The sequence below is a fragment of the Bacillus cereus group sp. N11 genome (assembly GCF_016483605.1).
GTDB lineage: Bacteria > Bacillota > Bacilli > Bacillales > Bacillaceae_G > Bacillus_A > Bacillus_A toyonensis.
Genome location: NZ_JAEHBN010000024.1, coordinates 38451 through 55418, shown reverse-complemented (window position 1 = coordinate 55418; position 16968 = coordinate 38451). Strand labels below are relative to the sequence as shown.

Below are 16968 nucleotides of genomic sequence, written 5' to 3'. Positions count from 1 at the left end.
TTACGATAACTTAAATGGAAGTAAGTCGTGCCTAAAAAAGTGAATGTTATCACAATGATACGTTCATGAACAAAATTATTTTTCCTATACAAATATAGCCGCGAATGATGCGGGTAGGAGGTGTTGCACAGTTTGTTCGACACTTACAAAAAAAGAGTGTCAATTGCACGCCCTTGAAGGGTCTTTTTTTGTGTGAATAGTAGTAAGGGAGGAAATTTTGGGATGGCAATGTTGAAAAAATGGCTGCTTACGTCGTTAATGGCAGTTATACTTGTATTTGTTTCTTTTGCGAATACAGTACATATTACGTTTGCTGAAGGAAATACAGCAAAACTTGCAATTGTTGGTGAATCACAAAATGGCATTATGTTATGTCCGAAAGAAGAGCAAATTAAAGATGGGGAAACAGCTTTAAGTTTGCTGCAAAAAGTCATGGGGGACAAAGTAGAAGCTGAAACGATGTCGTTTGGAACGCATGTAAAAGGCATTGATGGGCTAATGGCCGGGGCTACAAGTGGCTGGCTGTATGATGTAAATGATAAATCTGCAGAAGTTGGAGCGGATAGTTATAAATTAAAATCTGGAGATGTTGTTGTTTTCCGTTTTGTTTCAGACTGGAGCAATATGAGTCAAGAAACATTACAACAAACATTAGATAAATTTGGTACTTGTAAAACGGTAGAAGAACCAAAAACAGATGATCCAAAACAAGAAAAACCAGAAGAACCAGAAGAACCAAAGACGGATGATCCAAAACAAGAGAAACCAGAAGAACCAAAGACGGATGATCCAAAACAAGAGAAACCAGAAGAGCCAAAAACAGATGATCCAAAACAGGAAAATCCAGATGGAACAAAAACACCAGAACAACCAAAGCAAGAGAATATTCAAGTTCCAGCAGCGCAAGTAAACGAAGCAATTTCTAAAACGTCTGAAAAGATGTTACAAGATGGAATAGAGAGTGATTGGGTAGCTCTAGGGCTTTCTCGTTCTGGAAAGAATGTACCAATTGAGGCGCAATTAAATTATGTTAAGGCAGTAACAGAAAAAGTGGAAAAGCGTATAAATCGTTTTTCAGCAACAGATTTAGCTAGAACGATTATTATGATGAATGCAATGAGTGCAGATCCTAAAAAGGTAGGCGGACATAACTTAGTTCAAAAATTGTATGAATCTGATAAAGTAAATTCTGTTACAGGTTATACATTTGCGTTACTTGCCTTTGATACGAATAAATATGAGATTCCAGTCGAAGCAAAGTGGAATCGAGTTGCTTTAGTAGATGCAATTTTAAACACGCAACATACAGATGGTGGCTGGACTTATACTAGTTCAGGTAGTAAAGATAGTGCTAGTAGCGTCGATGTAACAGGTATGGTTTTATCCGCGTTAGCACCTTATCAAGATCGATCAGATGTGAAACCAGCTGTACAAAAAGCTGTTGCGTATTTATATAACGAACAGCTAAAAAATGGTGGTTTTTCTGCTGATGGACAAGAAAATTCTAATAGTACTGCGCAAGCAATTATTGGATTATCACTTGTTAAAGATGTAGATCAAAATCGTCTTCATAAGGCAGTGCAAAGTCTGCTGTCATATCAACTTCCAAATGGTGAATTTAAATGGTTACCAAGTGATCAAAATGGTAACGGAATGGCTACAGAGCAAGCTCTTTTAGCGTTAGTTCAATTTAAAGAAATCGGAAAGTCTATTTATGACTGGTCTAATGTAGGCGATGATGAAGTAATTAAGCCGAAACCGATTGAAGAGCCAGAAAATAAGGTAATAGAAAAAGAAATTACTGAAGAACCGAAAGAACAAAAACAAATACAACAAGAAACAAAAGATGAAGATGTAAAAGTTGTTGTAGATAATAAACCAGTTAAAAATGAAAACATGCTACCGAAAACAGGAGCATCTTCTCATAGTAGAGCTATAGAAGTAGGTATGGGTGTATTATGTATTGCTTCTGCATATGTATTATGGAGACGTAAAGCAGCTTAACAAAAATTAGGAGCAATGATTTGCTCCTAATTTTCATATGAAAGGTGAGAGAGAACATGAGTAAGATGAAGTGGTTCATTTCTTTAATGCTTTCACTCGGGCTACTTGCCGGATGTGAAGAGGCGGCTGTAAAGCCGGAGAAGAAAGCAGAGCCAAAGCAAGAAGAGGTAGCAAAACAAGAAGAACCGAAAGAAGAAGTGAAACCGGAAGAGAAACAAGCTGAGCCGGAACAGAAACAAGAACAAAAAGTAGCAGAGAAGCCGAAAGAGGAAAAGCCGCAGGAACAACCTGAAGTAAAGAAAGAAGAGAAACCTCAGGAGCAATCTGCTACTAAACAACCAGAACAACAAAAAGCAAACGAAGAGAAACAACAGCAACCGAAAGCACAGGAAGTAAAAGAAGAAGCAAAGGTTGTCAATCAGCCGAAAGAAACACCAAAGCAGGAGCAAAAGGTAGATCCGAATAAAGAGAATAAAACGATACCGACTCCGCCCGTACCAACTCCTGTACCATCAAAATCAGATCCAGTACCGGTACCTAAACCACAGGTAAAACAAGTTACTATCTCCGTAAAAGGACATGAAGGATACTTATTAGGTGCGACAAAGGTTGATGTACAAGAAGGCGATACTGTTTATAAAGTGTTGCAGCGTACAGGATTAGATGTTGATGCAAGTGGATCAAAAGATAGCATTTATGTAAAAGGTATTAATGATTTATATGAAAAAGATATTGCTGATACTAGTGGATGGAAATATCGTGTGAATGGTGCATTTCCGAACCGTAGTGCTGGTGTAGTTACAGTAAAACCAGGAGATACAATTGAGTGGGTATATGTATTAAAATAAGAAAGGCATTCGGTAAAGGACTATGAAAATAAGTTTTTCTTCTTTACATCCTTTTGTGAATTTTTTCTATTATATTGGGGTGATGATACTATGTATGATGTGTCTTCATCCTCTTTTTTTAATTGGAGCAATTTTATTAATCGTTATATTAAATGTGATGCAAGGGAATAGCGAAAAGATAAGAAAGATGTTACCGAGCACAATCGTATTCTTTTTTATGGTAATTTTATTTAATTCGTTATTAACGCATAGAGGTCGAACTACGTTATTTTGGTTAGGTGATAGCCGTATTAAGCTGGAGGCAATTATGTTTGGACTAGTAATGGGGTTATTACTAGTTGCGATTATGTTTACGTTTGCTTCGTATAATGATATTATTTCAAGTCATAAATTTTTATATTTGTTTTCGAGAATTTCACCGAAAGTTGCATTGTTAACGATGATTACAGTGAGGTTTGTGCCTTTGTTTATTAGACGATTACAGAAAATAACACTCGTCCAAAAGACAAAAGGTGTGCAGGTAGATTCAGGTTCAATTGTTGAACGAGTGAAAAATGGCATGCAGTTACTGCAAGTATTATTAATTTGCTCGTTAGAAGATGCACTTCAAACGGCAGATTCTATGCAAGCTCGTGGATTTGGTGTAACGAAACGTACGACGTATATTCGGTATAGAATGGAAAAACGTGATTGGTATACGCTCAGTTATTTAATGATTTTATTTATAACTGCTATCATATGTAGTAAGTATGGCGGAGGAAAATTGATCATTTATCCGAAAGTCGAATCTATTCTATTCCAGCAATACGATGGAATGATGTTTGTAGCATTTACGCTGTTTATTAGTTTACCAATCATAATGGAAGGAAGGGAATGGATATGGTGGCGCATGCAGAAATAAACAATTTATCATTTGTATATGCTGATGAAATTGAAAAAGCGTTACAGCATATTTCTCTTTCTATTCAAAAAGGAGAGTTTATAGCGCTAGCTGGAGGATCGGGATCTGGGAAGACGACATTATTAAAACATTTTAAAAAGGAGTTACTTCCAATTGGCACGCGTTCGGGAGAGATGTTTTATGAAGATGTATTATTAGAGGAAGTACCTGACTTATTATCTGCCCAAGAAATTGGGATGGTATTTCAAAACCCAGAAAATCAGCTCGTAATGGATACAGTGATTCAAGAATTAGCATTTTCTTTAGAAAATATCGGATTACCATCACACATTATTCAAAAACGAATAGCCGAGCTCATTAGCTTCTTAGGATTTCAAGATTTATTGCATCAATCTGTTCATACGTTATCTGGTGGGCAAAAACAACTTGTCAATTTAGCTGCGGTATTAGTTATGCAGCCGAAACTATTATTATTAGATGAACCGACAGCGCAATTAGATCCAATTGCTGCGAAAGAGTTTTTAGGATTGTTAAAACGTATTAATGAAGAACTTGGAATTACGATTATTTTAAGTGAACATCGTTTAGATGAAGTGATACCACTTGCAACACGCGTTGTTTGTATGGATAACGGCCGAATTGTTTATGATGGTAGTCCTAAAACAGTTATAGCGAAAATGTGGAAAGTAGAAAACTTCCGTCCATTTATTCCGCAAATTCCAAGGTTGTTTTTAGAATGGAATGCGAGAGATATTCCGTTTACAGTGCGAGAAGCACAAATGAAAATGAATGACTTTTCAGCGATATCATATGTGAATGAGCAGATGGTACAACGTGAAAAACAAGAAGTAATGTTAAGTGCAGAACATATTTCTTTTCAATATGAAAAAAATAGTCCGCTTATTTTACGAGATTTAACAGTTGCGATTGAAAAAGGAAAATGGGTAGCGCTCGTTGGGAAAAATGGTACTGGGAAGTCTACACTGTTAACGATTTTAGCAGGATTGCAAAAAGCGAGAAGAGGGAAAGTAAAGTGGCATGGTAAAGTGATACATAAAATTGATTCGAAAGAACGATTTAAAAGGATCGGGTATGTATCACAGCATCCGTATTATCATTTTACATTTGATACAGTGTGGCAAGAAGTTTATGAACGTGCTCGTGAATTATATGGAGAACAAGGAAAAGAAATAGCTGAAGATATGTTGAAACAGTTTTGGTTACATTCGCTTAAAGAGCGCCATCCACATGATTGTAGCGGGGGAGAGCAACAACTACTTGCATTATGTACAACGTTATTATCAAAACCAACGCTATTACTACTTGATGAACCGACAAAGGGGTTAGACCCATGGAAGAAAGAAAGAATAGGGGAGCTATTTAGGAAATTACAAAAAGAAGGTACAACCATTGTAATGGCAACGCATGATATTGAGTTCGCAGCGAAATATGTTGATCAGTGCATGATGTTATTTGATGGAACAGTCATTATGAATGATGCACCGAAAGAATTTTTTAGCGGTAACTTCTTTTATACAACATCTATTAATCGATTCATTCGAAAAGAATTGCCATATGCATTAACGTGGGAGGATGTGTACGAAGCGTGTCCAAACGATATATTGCATTCATAATATGTATTTTTGCGTTTATAATAGGCACATTACTCTTTACTACACTCCTCATGGACGGCTATTACATGGTAAGTAGTTTGTTTTTATTAGCTGTTATTATGTTACCTTTCTATATTCGTTTTGAAAGGAAGGCGTTTGTTTCACGTGAAATTGTTCTCGTTGCCGTGTTAGCAGCAATTGCTGCGGTTAGCCGCGTACCATTTTCTATTTTACCAAGTGTACAACCAACTTCCTTTGTCATTATCGTTTCTGCAATCGTGTTTGGGAGTGAAACTGGTTTTATGATCGGGGCAACAGCCGCTATCGTATCGAACATTTTTTTAGGACAAGGTCCGTGGACGCCGTGGCAAATGTTTTCGTGGGGTATGATTGGTTTTATAGCTGGACTATTACGTAATACATTTTTCATGAAAAAGCTCTGGGGAAGACTCCTATACGGATTAATTGTTGGATTTTTATTTGGTTGGATTATGAACTTCTGGGGACTTCTCGGTTTTATACGAGAAGCAACGTGGGAAACCGTCATTGCGTACTATGTCGCGAGTTTTTACTTTGACTTAAGTCATGCGATTTCAAATGTTATTTTCCTACTACTATTTAGTACTTCGTGGATTACGATTCTCACAAGGTTTAAAAAGAAATACGGTATATTAGATGAGCATAACATGACATAGAAAAGCATACTTATATAAGGTAGGGTCGCGACTTACATATTCGTTTGCCTCTTTCATGCTTCTTACATATTGTAAGGAGCATTTTTTATTGTCAAAAAATAGATCCAATATACATCCGTTAGTATATAAAATTATTTGTATAATAGTAGGTGAGAACTTCTTTCAAGAGGGAGGTGTATAGTTAATGAAGTTAGTTATTCCGAAGCAACATGGTGCATGGGCCATGCTTATTATCCCATTTCTATTAAGTGTCATACTTGGGAAACCTACTTTTTATCATATTCCATTGTTTTTAGCTTGGTTCTGTATCTATTTAGCTACGTATCCATTTCTCATGTACATAAAACAAAAACGAAAAAAAGAGTTTTTACATGCAGCAATTGTATATTTTATTATTGCGTTCGTATTTGGGATGATTTCTCTATTATATGAATGGCGAGTTCTTTTATTCGTAGCAGCAATGATTCCATTATTTATAGTAAATATGTATTACGCTCGTCAAAAGAATGAAAGAGCACTGTTAAATGACATTTGCGCAATCATCGTTTTCTGTATAGGTGGTTTAGTTAGTTATTATTTTTCAATGAAACTTATAGATAAAACAGCATTATTTATTGCGCTTATTTCATTTTTATATTTTTTAGGAAGTACGTTTTATGTGAAAACGATGATTCGTGAGAAGAATAATCCGAAGTATCGTTTTATATCTTGGGGGTATCATATCGTGTTAACGGTCATCGTATTTGCTATCAATCCATGGTGCTCTCTTATTTTTATACCAAGTGTCATTCGAGCAATTATGTTGTATGGCAAAACAATTTCTATCATAAAAGTAGGGATTTTAGAAATTGTTAATTCTGTATATTTTTTAATCATAACGGCAATAATTATGAAGTATGCCATTTGAAAAAACTTCCCACCTTATGATGGGAAGTTTTTTCAATCTTGTTCTAAAATGTGAACCGTGTAATCGCAGCGTTGAATAGCTTGTTCGATCGCATAAAGAGATTGCTCAATACGAGCACGATTAAAATCTTTTTCAACAGTCTGTAATGCTTCTTCTAAACAGTGTTTTGCTTCTTGTAATGATTGAAAAGAATCTTGTACATATCCGCGAGCATTTTCGTGCATTTCATAATCCTCCTTGCATATTCATATATGTATAGTATGAACAGGAAGAAAGAAAATATAATTTGTTGTATTTGTTTGACAATTGAAATGAAATTACGTATAGTGAGATTTAAGTGAATATTTTCTTATCCAGAGAGGTGGAGGGACTGGCCCGATGAAACCCAGCAACCGCGATGCAGGTGCTAATTCCAGCAGAACATATTTGTTCTGGGAGATAAGACGAAGATATATACGTAACTTCTTCTTATCGGAGAGGTTTTTTTGTTGCAAAAAAACCGATTACGAAAATTTATATTAAGAAGAAAGGGGTTGCGGATTACTGTGACACTCGAAAAATACGTAAAACTGCGTAGTACAGTTTATGAATATATGATAGAGCAAGATAAGCCAATATCATTGTTAGATATTCAAGAACATATCGTTTCGCATCATGAAGGAAAATTCACGAAAAAAATGTTACATCAATTTTATTTATCAAGACTATTAGATGAACTCAAACTGGATGGGAAAATTACATTAGCTGATGATGAATATCTCTATACTGAAAAAGGGGTATTTTATAAGGCGAGAAAAGGGAGCTAGTCTCTCTTTTTTTCTTGAAATAGCGAAGTATGTAGAGTAAAAGACTGCTAATGCAGCCTGATACAGGGAATGGTGTTGAGTGTGTAGTGTCAAAAATTGAATGTGCCTGAAAGAGGCAATTCATATCGGCTGCAAATGAAAAGAGACACCTCCGCCGAATAGGTGTCAGTCGTTTTGTCACGTAGACTCGCTACTTGACAGTTATTAGAATAACATGCAGGTTTTTTGAAGTCAAAAGGGAATTAAAGGAAGAGGTGCAAATATGTACGCTTACTTATTAAAAGATATAACGAAATGGATCCCAAAGTACATTATAGATAAGGGATATGAATATTATGAAGATGGACATGTAGAAGATGTTGAAATACAAGACAAGAAAGTAATTGCTTTCGTTACTGGAAATGCAGGAAATTATGAAGTGATTATTGATCTTGAAGATTTTACAGAAAGTAGCTGCGAGTGTCCTTATGAGAATCTTTGCAAGCATATGGCGGCAGTTGTTTATGATATTCAAGGTGCTGGTGAGCGTACGGTGAAAGAGAAACTGAAAGATTTAGACAAGGAAGAGTTACTTACCGTATTAAACCGTTTATTACAAAGTTCGAAAAACGTACAAATTGTAGAGAAGATGTTAAAGAAGGGGAAACTTTAACCATAGAGGGAGTTGTTTTGTAGTGAATGTACTAATTGTATACGCTCATCCTAGTCCTTCCAGTTTTAACGCGGCGATTTTAAAGCATGTGCAAAAAGGACTACAGGGGACAAATCATTCTGTTACAGTACTTGATTTATATAAGGAACAATTTGATCCGGTGCTCGTATTTAATGAAGAGAAGAAAAGGCGTGATTTAGTAAATGAAGAAGAAACAGCTTGGTACAGAACGTTAGTGGCAGAAGCAGATACTCTTTTATTCATATATCCGATATGGTGGTGGGGGATGCCTGCTATTTTAAAAGGGTTTATTGATCGCATTTTCGTAGCTGGATTTGCTTATAAATATGAAGGTGCCTTGCCGAAGGGCTTATTGAAAGGAAAGAAGGCGTGGGTAATTAATACGTTAGATTCACCGTTATGGTACGTCGCCCTATTATATCGATCAGCAGATTGGATTATGATGAAGAGAGGTGTTTTACGTTTTTGCGGCATTCGCGATATAAAACGATCTGTTTTTCAATCTGTGAAAACGAGTAAACGAGAGAAGCGGGAAAAGTGGTTATTACAAATAGAAGAAAAGGCTCGTACATTATGAATGAAATTGATCGTATTATAAATTGTTGTCAGTATGATAACGAACTTTTTCGTACCTATATTAATTGCTTAATCCAATTGAAGAAATATAGTGAAACGTTTCAACAAATGAAGATCCAATTAAGAAATGATTATTTAATAAGAGGGATTTGTGAAAGAGAAGTCGATGAGGTAGTAAGAGGAAGTAAAGAGTATGAAACGTATTTTCTCCCTAAAGCGTTACAGTGGAATTTCTTGAGGGAAAATCCATATCTGATTGAAAAGATATGTAAAGATTTTTTTGCATTTGAGGCATTAAACCTTACGGAGATAGAGTGGAAGACGATTATAAATTGCGTGGGAAATAAAGTGAAACTTTAATCAGTGGGGGTTTTGTTCTTCCCACTGATTATTAGCCTTCACCAATCGGGCATTTACAGGCAGTTGATTTCCCACCTAACCGCTTTGCTCTAGCTGGTATGTATGGGTGGGAGTTTACTGCCTGTTAATGCGGGGTAAATGATTTATTATGTAAAAAAGCTAGTATAAAACTAGCTTTTCGTTTAAATAAATAAGAAGCATAGACTAATGATAAAACCTGCATATAGTAAGTTCACAACGCAAAATCCCATAATATCACGAGCACCTAAACCAGCTATCGCTAATGCCGGTAATGCCCAGAAAGGTTGAATTAAATTCGTCCAAGCATCGCCCCACGCAATTGCCATTGCTGTTTTTGCAGCAGGTACACCAAGTTCAGCACCAGCTGGAATCATAATGGGTGCCTGTACAGCCCATTGACCGCCACCAGATGGAACAAAAATATTAACGATGCCAGCACTTAAAAAAGTAAAGAGCGGGAAAGTCGTTTCGTTTGAAATACTAATAAAGAAATTAGAAATAGCTCCTCCAAGAGAAAGACCTTCACTATTTACTCCAATCATCATACCCATAATTCCTGCGTAAAACGGAAACTGAAGTAGAATGCCAGAAGCACTTTTTGTAGAGTCTGAAAAAGCACGAATATATTGAATCGGAGTCCGGTGAAAAATAAGACCAGCAATTAATAACATAAAAATAACGATATCGAGTGTAAGGTTAAAACCTTTCGTATAAAAGTAATTGAAAATATAAATGAGACCTAATAACCCAACGCAAAGTGTAATAATGATGCTATTTTCCATTTTTTCAGCGAGTGTTTTTGGCTCTACTTCTATAGCAGCAGCTTCTTCATGAAATACGCTAGGATCTACTGTTACCGTATGTTTTTCATCGGGATGCATTGCCCGGTTAATAAGTGGCATCGTAATGAGAAAGATAATAACTGGAACGAGAGCGTATGGTGAGAATAACGTTTCTGTTATTGGAATCGCTTCTTTAATACTTCCAGCTGTCGTTTTAATTAACGTTTCACCGCCCGTAGCTAACGTAAGAGGGATAGAAGCGGAAAGACCCGCATGCCAAATGAGAAATCCAGAGTAAGAAGAAGCAATTGCTAATCTGTAATCTAATCCTTCAAGTTGTCTTGCAACTTCTTTTGCATATAAAACAGATACAACAATACCAAATCCCCAGTTTATGTATGCGCCAAGTAAACTTACAATTGAAATGGCAATAATACCTTGGCCATTCGTTTTCGGTAGCCTGGCAGCTTTCGTTAACCCCTTTTTAATAAGAGGAGCGTTCGCTAAAGCAGATCCAGTGACAAGTACTAGTGCCATTTGCATAGAAAAGGCGAGAAGTCCCCAAATGCCATTACCCCAATGATTAATCATTTCGACCGGTGTTTGGTGAGTTGCAAACATGCCGAAGAAGATAACAAAAACAGTTAATAAACATGATAAAATAAACGGTTCTGGCAAGAAACGTTGCACTAAGGTGACGCAACCATTTGTAAAAGAACGAAACAAAATAGATCAACCTCCTTATGTATGTTTCTTACAATGTTCGAGGTTGTTTGGAGGATAACCTTTAATAAATAGAAAATTCTGATATTTATAGATTTTTGTTGTAATGGATTGATAGATTTAATTTATATTTCAAAACGTTTTTTCATTTTGATTTGAAATATTTTTAAGAGGGGAGTACTACATGCCTTTTAATATAAGAGGAACGAATGGAGCAAATGCTTATTTCTACCTGTAAAAAAATGAATGAACTTATAGGAGCATTGTAATGAATATAAAAGAGAGGTGAAAGGATTGGTAAGGAGAAATTTGAATGTATTTACTAAAATATCCTCTTTGACAGCGATTGCTACGATTATTATCTTACCAATTTACAATTTATTAAGTAGTGTAGACGATAGTGGGAATTATATGATAAGAATGTTAGTATTACTCACATTCTATCTTTCTATATTTAATGTACCTGTAAGCATTCTTTCAATGTTCAGCACAGAGAAATTAAGTAAAAGAATTTTCGCTTTAGTTGTAAATGTATTACCTATAAGTCTTATCATTTATGCTTTGATTATGGAATTTATAGATGAATTTGTCAGACTAGCACCTTAGTTAAAAAGGGCTCTGCAACACCCCATTGACGGCATGTTTTAAATCCTCGACCGATAATTGCTGAATATGTAACATAAACCCTGCACCAAGTTCGTATACTCGTCCAGCGATTGTGTGCTGATCATTTATTAAAGGGAGCATAACTAGAGGAACTTCAAAATAAAGTGATTCACTTATGCTGTTTATCCCACAATGGCTAATATTGTGCGTCTGTTTGTTTCAAAATCATTTGCTGAATACTAGACACTATTATCTCCAAGTTCTATTAAATTGTGCACTAATCTTAACGTTGGATTTAGGTGTCACATGAAGTGATTTGTTTTTATCGTTGTGGGGGACACCAAAACTTCAGGGTGATGGGCATATGGTTCTATTCCATCATCAATCTAGCAAAAAAATGTTCTTCCTCCAATATGTAATATTGCATATAAAAATGAATTGATGCAAATGTAAAAGCTTATTATAATGAAGACATAAATATTCAACACATCTTTAATACAACAAAGAGGAGGAAGCAATATGGAAATCGCAATGGCAGTTTTGAAATTTTTAGGTGGGGTAATTCCGTTAGTTCAAGAACTTTTAAAAGCATTTATGTAAGTTTATTAATTAGCAATCATTATCATATTTAATATAAAAAAAGAACGGGGTGATTTTTCTGAAAATTACGAAAAGTAACAAAAAAATAAAATTCCTAGCATGTGTATTAGTTAGTTTATGCACTATTCATTATTCATCTATTTCTTTCGCGGAAACGCAAACAGGTAATGCAACTGATGCAACAAAAAATGCTAGTGACATTAATAATGGTATAGCAAATTTAAAGTATGATAGTAGAGATATTTTAGCAGTAAATGGGGATAAAGTAGAGAGTTTTGTTCCGAAAGAAAGTACAAATTCAAATGGTAAATTTGTAGTAGTGGAGCGTGAAAAAAAATCACTTACAACGTCACCGGTCGATATTTCCATTATTGATTCTGTAGCTAATCGTACGTATCCAGGAGCAGTACAACTTGCAAATAAAGCTTTTGCCGATAATCAACCTAGTTTATTAGTGGCTAAGAGAAAACCTATAAATATTAGTATAGACTTACCTGGAATGAGAAAAGAAAATACGATATCTGTCCAAAATCCGACATATGGTAATGTGTCTGGAGCAGTAGATGATTTAGTATCTACTTGGAATGAGAAGTATGCATCAACACATTCGTTACCTGCAAGAATGCAGTATACAGAATCTATGGTATATAGTAAATCACAAATCGCAAGTGCTCTTAATGTCAACGCTAAATATCTTGATAACAGTCTAAACATTGACTTTAATGCCGTTGCAAATGGAGAGAAAAAAGTGATGGTTGCGGCATATAAGCAAATATTTTATACCGTAAGTGCTGAACTACCTAACAATCCATCTGATCTTTTTGATAATAGTGTTACTTTCGGTGAGTTAACTCGTAAAGGGATAAGTAATGCGGCTCCGCCTGTTATGGTTTCAAATGTAGCCTATGGCAGAACCATTTATGTGAAATTAGAAACAACATCTAAGAGCAAAGATGTACAAGCTGCTTTTAAAGCGTTACTTAAAAATAACAGCGTCGAAACGAGTGGACAGTACAAAGATATTTTTGAAGAAAGTACCTTTACCGCTGTAGTATTAGGCGGAGATGCAAAAGAGCATAACAAGGTTGTTACAAAAGATTTTAATGAAATCCGAAATATCATTAAAGATAATGCAGAGTTAAGTAAAAAAAATCCAGCATACCCAATATCATATACGAGCACTTTCTTAAAAGATAATGCAACTGCTGCTGTTCATAACAATACAGATTATGTTGAGACTACAACTACAGAATATTCAAGTGCGAAAATGACGCTTGATCATTACGGTGCATATGTTGCTCAATTTGATGTATCTTGGGATGAATTCTCATATGATCAAAATGGGAAAGAAGTACTAACACATAAAACTTGGGAAGGAAGCGGCAGAGATAAAACTGCTCACTTCTCTACAGTTATACCACTTCCACCGAATTCAAAAAATGTAAAAGTCGTAGCGAGAGAATGTACAGGTCTTGCATGGGAATGGTGGAGAACAATTATTAATGAACAAAATGTTCCATTAACAAATGAAATAAAGGTTTCAATTGGAGGAACGACATTATACCCAACTGCTAATATTAGTCATTAGGTTGGAGCGAAGCGCCCTGTGTACAGGGCGCTTTTTTACTTGTTTGAAAGTATATCGGTGTTTTTAGATGTATCATAATCAATTCGCAAATCTTGTAATCATATTTTTAAATGGCTGTATCAATGTTTTTAATGATCGCATTCTCCATTATTAAATCCCCATAAATGTAGCCTATCTTAGGTTGATAGTGATGCATGGTGCCTCCATGTATATAAATACATTTTGTCGAAATTATTAAAAAGGGGAATTTTTTTATTTGAAGAACTAATAATTGATTGTCAATATGTATTAGAAATCTCAATCTAAACTAAAGGAGAACAAAATGGGACAAAACAATAAGGGCTTTTCTGAAACAGGATTGCGCAAAATGCGCAATGTATTGGCGCAGCATGTCGATTCTGGAAAGATTCCTGGGCTCGTCGCCTTAGTCAGCCGAAACGGCGAGACGCACGTCGAAGCGCTTGGAACAATGAGGCATGATGGCGGTGCACCAATGCGTCGGGACACGATTTTTCGATTGGCGTCCACTAGCAAGCCAATCGCAGTTTCACCAGTAATGGTTTTGCTCGATGAGTGCAAACTGCATTTAGACGACCCAGTAGACAAATGGCTACCGGAACTCGCCGACCGGCAAGTATTGAAACAGCCCGACGGCCCGCTAGAAGAGACCGTCCCAGCACGGCGTCCTATCACTGTACGAGACTTGTTGACCTCCACATTCGGGCTCGGAGTGGATCTCACGTTGATGGGTTCTCCCATCATGAACGCGTTCTTCGAGAGTGGGATATTCGACACGCCAGGGCAGGATATGCCCGATCCAGATGAGTTTATGCGTCGCCTAGGTGCACTTCCGCTAAGCTATCAGCCCGGAGAGCGGTGGCAGTATCATATCAGTTTAGAAGTAATCGGTGTTCTTGTTGCCAGGGTCACGGGTCAGACGTTCGAGTCGTTCTTGCGCGAACGCATATTCGATCCGCTAGGAATGAAGGACACTGGATTCTACGTACCTGAGCTCAAGATTGACCGGCTTCCACCAGCCTTCAACCCCGATCCGCAGACAGGTGAATTCATCGTGTGGGATGAAGGTGTGGGTGGACGTTACAGCAAACCTCCAGCATTCCAAGCAGGCGGTGGTGGACTGCTTGGAACCGTCGACGATTATCACGCGTATTTGCAGATGCTTTTGAATAAAGGGATGCATGGTACTAAACGGATCCTGTCTAGGCCCGCAGTCCAGCTGATGACCACCAACCGTCTTACTCCTGAACAACAAGTATACCGAGACGATTTGGCCAAAAATAACGTCCATTTGTCATTCGGACAAGGGATCCAAGGTGGCTGGGGCTTTGGGATGGCGGTGCGTACCTATCTTGGAGACTACGCGTCTATCGGTCAATTCGGCTGGGATGGCGGAACCGGCACTTCAGCTTACGCTGATCCAGATAAACAGTTTATTGGAATTCTGTTCACCCAGGTTGGGATGTCCACTCCGGCCCCATCGCATCTTATCCAAGACTTCTGGACCACGGCCTACCAAGCGATCGAAGACTAGGGTATCGATTAAAGAAAAACGCCAAGACGGATAGACAATCATAGGCTTGATGGCCACGATCAACACCATGGTTAAAAGTTAGGATAGGACCGTATTGGAAGTACTGCGGTAACAGTTGGGCATTATTAATAATAGCACAACAAAAAATCCTCTTGGATGCAAGAGGATTTTTTTATTGGGAATAGTAAGGAGGAGGGAGGTGCATTACATATGGGAAAAGGTAGAAGTAATAATGCTGGTAAAAAGCAACCAAATTTCGATGATTCATCTAATTTCGCTAAACAAAGCCAACCGACAGAAAAGAAGAAGAAGTAAAAAAAGGATCTCTCTTGATAAAGAGAGATCCTTTTTTACTATATTGACGTTTCAGCACAATAGATCGATTGTTCAACCAAATAGTCATTCATGTAAGGCTTAAACTCCTGCTTCCACTACTGTGGAAGCTTCTCCAAATGATGGGCAATATCAACATACATATCGGAATAAACCGAATGTATTTCATTACTAGGTGTAGCATTAGAAGAGAAGTGGACGATTACCATATTTGCTTTCGGATCGATATAAAGCGTTTGTCCGTAACTGCCTAACACTTCGAAAGCACCTTGTTCATTGTGCGGAATCCACCATTGATTATGATAAGAAATAGAAGCGCCATTGCCAATTGCGAGTTCACCTTCTTGTACATTTTCCACACTTTCTGTAATGGAGGAAGGGATGATTTGTTTTCCGTTATATTCCCCGTTATTTAATAGTAGTTGACCGAATCTTGCCATATCTCTAGCAGTTGCATTTAAACCAGCGCTTGCTTGTTCTACTTTTGTTTCGTCTGTAACGTAATACGCATTTTCTTCCATACCAATTTGAGACCATATTCGTTCGCTAACATTTTCAGCTAATGATTTACCAGTGATAGTTCGAATAACCCAAGCGAGTGTTTCCGCTGATCCGTTATCGTAAGAAAAACCGGAACCAGGTGGTGCAGTTTCTTCTGCTTCTCGTAACATATCATAAATTTTCATCGGACCGTTGTAGTTTTTACCTCGGGGTAAAATATTGCTCGCTAAATATAGTTGTGCATCTTGATTTTCTAACGCTGGATGTTCATATCCATGAGTAGGGTACTCTACAGAAACTTGCATGTCCATTAATTGCTGGAGTGTAGCTTTACCGAACGGTGTATTGTTTAATTCTTTTATATAAGTGTCAGCTGTTTTCTCTAAATCGATACGATTTTCTTCAGCGAGAGATTGTATCATTGCCCCAGTAAAGACCTTTGCTAATGAAGCCATACCATGCGGTTCACTCTCGTTATATCCATTGAAATATCGTTCATATACAAGTTGCCCATTATGTACAACGACAAAAGCATCTGTTTTGTTATCGGCTAAAAGTTTTCTTAAAGGAGTCGTAGTTCCAAATCCACGCTCCACAGCAAAATCATCTAATTTTTGTAACGAAGTAGGGAAGTGAGCCACTTGGTCGGGATTGTTTTTGACTTCATTAATTAAAGTGAATTCTTTCATATGTGTGTACGACCAACGTAAGTAAGGATCATCTAACCAATTCTCCTTTGTCACGTTATTTTTTGATGGGGTTGTTTTATTATGTTTGAAGTATGTAAAACCAAGCCCTGTAATTACAAATATGCATGTTAGTATAAGTAAGAGTAGGGGAGATTTTTTTAGTTTCATATAGGTCCCTCCTTTATTTGCT

The 16968-nt window shown here is 36.9% G+C and carries 16 protein-coding genes and 1 riboswitch; of the genes, 12 read left to right on the top strand and 4 right to left on the bottom strand.

Annotated features, from left to right (window positions below):
• Window positions 1-222: 222 nt before the first annotated feature.
• The 6 genes from JDS98_RS26585 to JDS98_RS26560 all read left to right on the top strand — a co-directional run bounded on the left by JDS98_RS26585 (window position 223) and on the right by JDS98_RS26560 (window position 6968).
• A complete protein-coding gene (locus JDS98_RS26585) occupies window positions 223-2004 on the top strand; it encodes a DUF4430 domain-containing protein (RefSeq protein ID WP_199634505.1) in 1782 nt (593 codons plus the stop codon).
• Window positions 2005-2060: 56 nt separating this feature from the next.
• A complete protein-coding gene (locus JDS98_RS26580) occupies window positions 2061-2852 on the top strand; it encodes a DUF4430 domain-containing protein (protein WP_199634504.1) in 792 nt (263 codons plus the stop codon).
• Window positions 2853-2874: 22 nt separating this feature from the next.
• Window positions 2875-3753 carry an energy-coupling factor transporter transmembrane component T gene (locus tag JDS98_RS26575; protein WP_087968969.1) on the top strand — a complete coding sequence of 293 codons (879 nt, stop codon included), beginning with the start codon at window positions 2875-2877 and terminating at the stop codon, window positions 3751-3753.
• Window positions 3726-5387: an ABC transporter ATP-binding protein gene (locus JDS98_RS26570; protein ID WP_106080650.1), complete on the top strand. Its 1662-nt coding sequence runs from the start codon at window positions 3726-3728 to the stop codon at window positions 5385-5387. Before JDS98_RS26575 ends, JDS98_RS26570 begins: the two co-directional genes overlap by 28 nt.
• Entirely contained in the window at window positions 5360-6061 is a 702-nt protein-coding gene (locus JDS98_RS26565; RefSeq protein WP_002093568.1) for an ECF transporter S component, read from the top strand. The genes JDS98_RS26570 and JDS98_RS26565 overlap by 28 nt, the downstream gene beginning before the upstream one ends.
• A gap of 184 nt (window positions 6062-6245) precedes the next feature.
• Window positions 6246-6968, top strand: a complete 723-nt coding sequence (locus JDS98_RS26560; RefSeq protein WP_199634503.1) for a YwiC-like family protein — start codon at window positions 6246-6248, stop codon at window positions 6966-6968.
• A gap of 32 nt (window positions 6969-7000) precedes the next feature.
• Here JDS98_RS26560 and JDS98_RS26555 read toward each other — a convergent pair whose 3' ends face one another.
• Entirely contained in the window at window positions 7001-7192 is a 192-nt protein-coding gene (locus JDS98_RS26555) for a hypothetical protein (protein ID WP_000545000.1), read from the bottom strand.
• A gap of 122 nt (window positions 7193-7314) precedes the next feature.
• Window positions 7315-7413, top strand: a riboswitch (SAM riboswitch).
• Between the two features lie 40 nt (window positions 7414-7453).
• On the opposite strand from JDS98_RS26555, the gene JDS98_RS26550 reads away from it, so the two are divergent.
• The 4 genes from JDS98_RS26550 to JDS98_RS26535 all read left to right on the top strand — a co-directional run bounded on the left by JDS98_RS26550 (window position 7454) and on the right by JDS98_RS26535 (window position 9383).
• Window positions 7454-7774: a hypothetical protein gene (locus JDS98_RS26550; RefSeq protein WP_073990648.1), complete on the top strand. Its 321-nt coding sequence runs from the start codon at window positions 7454-7456 to the stop codon at window positions 7772-7774.
• A 262-nt stretch (window positions 7775-8036) separates the two neighbouring features.
• Window positions 8037-8426: an SWIM zinc finger family protein gene (locus JDS98_RS26545; protein WP_000271514.1), complete on the top strand. Its 390-nt coding sequence runs from the start codon at window positions 8037-8039 to the stop codon at window positions 8424-8426.
• Window positions 8427-8448: 22 nt separating this feature from the next.
• Window positions 8449-9024 (top strand): NAD(P)H-dependent oxidoreductase, encoded by a 576-nt coding sequence (locus JDS98_RS26540; protein WP_199634502.1) that lies wholly within the window; start codon window positions 8449-8451, stop codon window positions 9022-9024.
• Window positions 9021-9383 carry a hypothetical protein gene (locus tag JDS98_RS26535; protein WP_001002313.1) on the top strand — a complete coding sequence of 121 codons (363 nt, stop codon included), beginning with the start codon at window positions 9021-9023 and terminating at the stop codon, window positions 9381-9383. The genes JDS98_RS26540 and JDS98_RS26535 overlap by 4 nt, the downstream gene beginning before the upstream one ends.
• A gap of 182 nt (window positions 9384-9565) precedes the next feature.
• Here JDS98_RS26535 and JDS98_RS26530 read toward each other — a convergent pair whose 3' ends face one another.
• On the bottom strand, window positions 9566-10912 hold the full coding sequence (locus JDS98_RS26530; protein WP_097959876.1) for a short-chain fatty acid transporter: 1347 nt from the start codon (window positions 10910-10912) through the stop codon (window positions 9566-9568).
• Window positions 10913-11515: 603 nt separating this feature from the next.
• Window positions 11516-11716, bottom strand: coding sequence for a glycosyltransferase (locus JDS98_RS30395; protein ID WP_106080652.1), 201 nt, complete (start codon window positions 11714-11716; stop codon window positions 11516-11518).
• A 448-nt stretch (window positions 11717-12164) separates the two neighbouring features.
• Between JDS98_RS30395 and JDS98_RS26520 the strand changes: the two genes are divergently transcribed.
• Together JDS98_RS26520 and JDS98_RS26515 are read left to right on the top strand one after the other, a co-directional pair.
• Complete coding sequence (locus JDS98_RS26520) at window positions 12165-13703, top strand: thiol-activated cytolysin family protein (protein ID WP_098646947.1); 1539 nt, start codon at window positions 12165-12167, stop codon at window positions 13701-13703.
• A gap of 322 nt (window positions 13704-14025) precedes the next feature.
• Window positions 14026-15255 carry a serine hydrolase domain-containing protein gene (locus JDS98_RS26515; RefSeq protein WP_097959442.1) on the top strand — a complete coding sequence of 410 codons (1230 nt, stop codon included), beginning with the start codon at window positions 14026-14028 and terminating at the stop codon, window positions 15253-15255.
• A 431-nt stretch (window positions 15256-15686) separates the two neighbouring features.
• Here JDS98_RS26515 and JDS98_RS26510 read toward each other — a convergent pair whose 3' ends face one another.
• Complete coding sequence (locus JDS98_RS26510; RefSeq protein ID WP_199634501.1) at window positions 15687-16946, bottom strand: serine hydrolase domain-containing protein; 1260 nt, start codon at window positions 16944-16946, stop codon at window positions 15687-15689.
• Between the last annotated feature and the right edge of the window lie 22 nt (window positions 16947-16968).

What these genes read in the sequence shown, in the direction of transcription:
- JDS98_RS26585 (WP_199634505.1), top strand. Translation starts at nt 223, where the DNA reads ATGGCAATGTTGAAAAAATGGCTGCTTACGTCGTTAATGGCAGTTATA.
- JDS98_RS26580 (WP_199634504.1), top strand. Translation starts at nt 2,061, where the DNA reads ATGAGTAAGATGAAGTGGTTCATTTCTTTAATGCTTTCACTCGGGCTA.
- JDS98_RS26575 (WP_087968969.1), top strand. Translation starts at nt 2,875, where the DNA reads ATGAAAATAAGTTTTTCTTCTTTACATCCTTTTGTGAATTTTTTCTAT.
- JDS98_RS26570 (WP_106080650.1), top strand. Translation starts at nt 3,726, where the DNA reads ATGGATATGGTGGCGCATGCAGAAATAAACAATTTATCATTTGTATAT.
- JDS98_RS26560 (WP_199634503.1), top strand. Translation starts at nt 6,246, where the DNA reads ATGAAGTTAGTTATTCCGAAGCAACATGGTGCATGGGCCATGCTTATT.
- JDS98_RS26555 (WP_000545000.1), bottom strand. Translation starts at nt 7,192, where the DNA reads ATGCACGAAAATGCTCGCGGATATGTACAAGATTCTTTTCAATCATTA.
- JDS98_RS26545 (WP_000271514.1), top strand. Translation starts at nt 8,037, where the DNA reads ATGTACGCTTACTTATTAAAAGATATAACGAAATGGATCCCAAAGTAC.
- JDS98_RS26535 (WP_001002313.1), top strand. Translation starts at nt 9,021, where the DNA reads ATGAATGAAATTGATCGTATTATAAATTGTTGTCAGTATGATAACGAA.
- JDS98_RS26515 (WP_097959442.1), top strand. Translation starts at nt 14,026, where the DNA reads ATGGGACAAAACAATAAGGGCTTTTCTGAAACAGGATTGCGCAAAATG.
- JDS98_RS26510 (WP_199634501.1), bottom strand. Translation starts at nt 16,946, where the DNA reads ATGAAACTAAAAAAATCTCCCCTACTCTTACTTATACTAACATGCATA.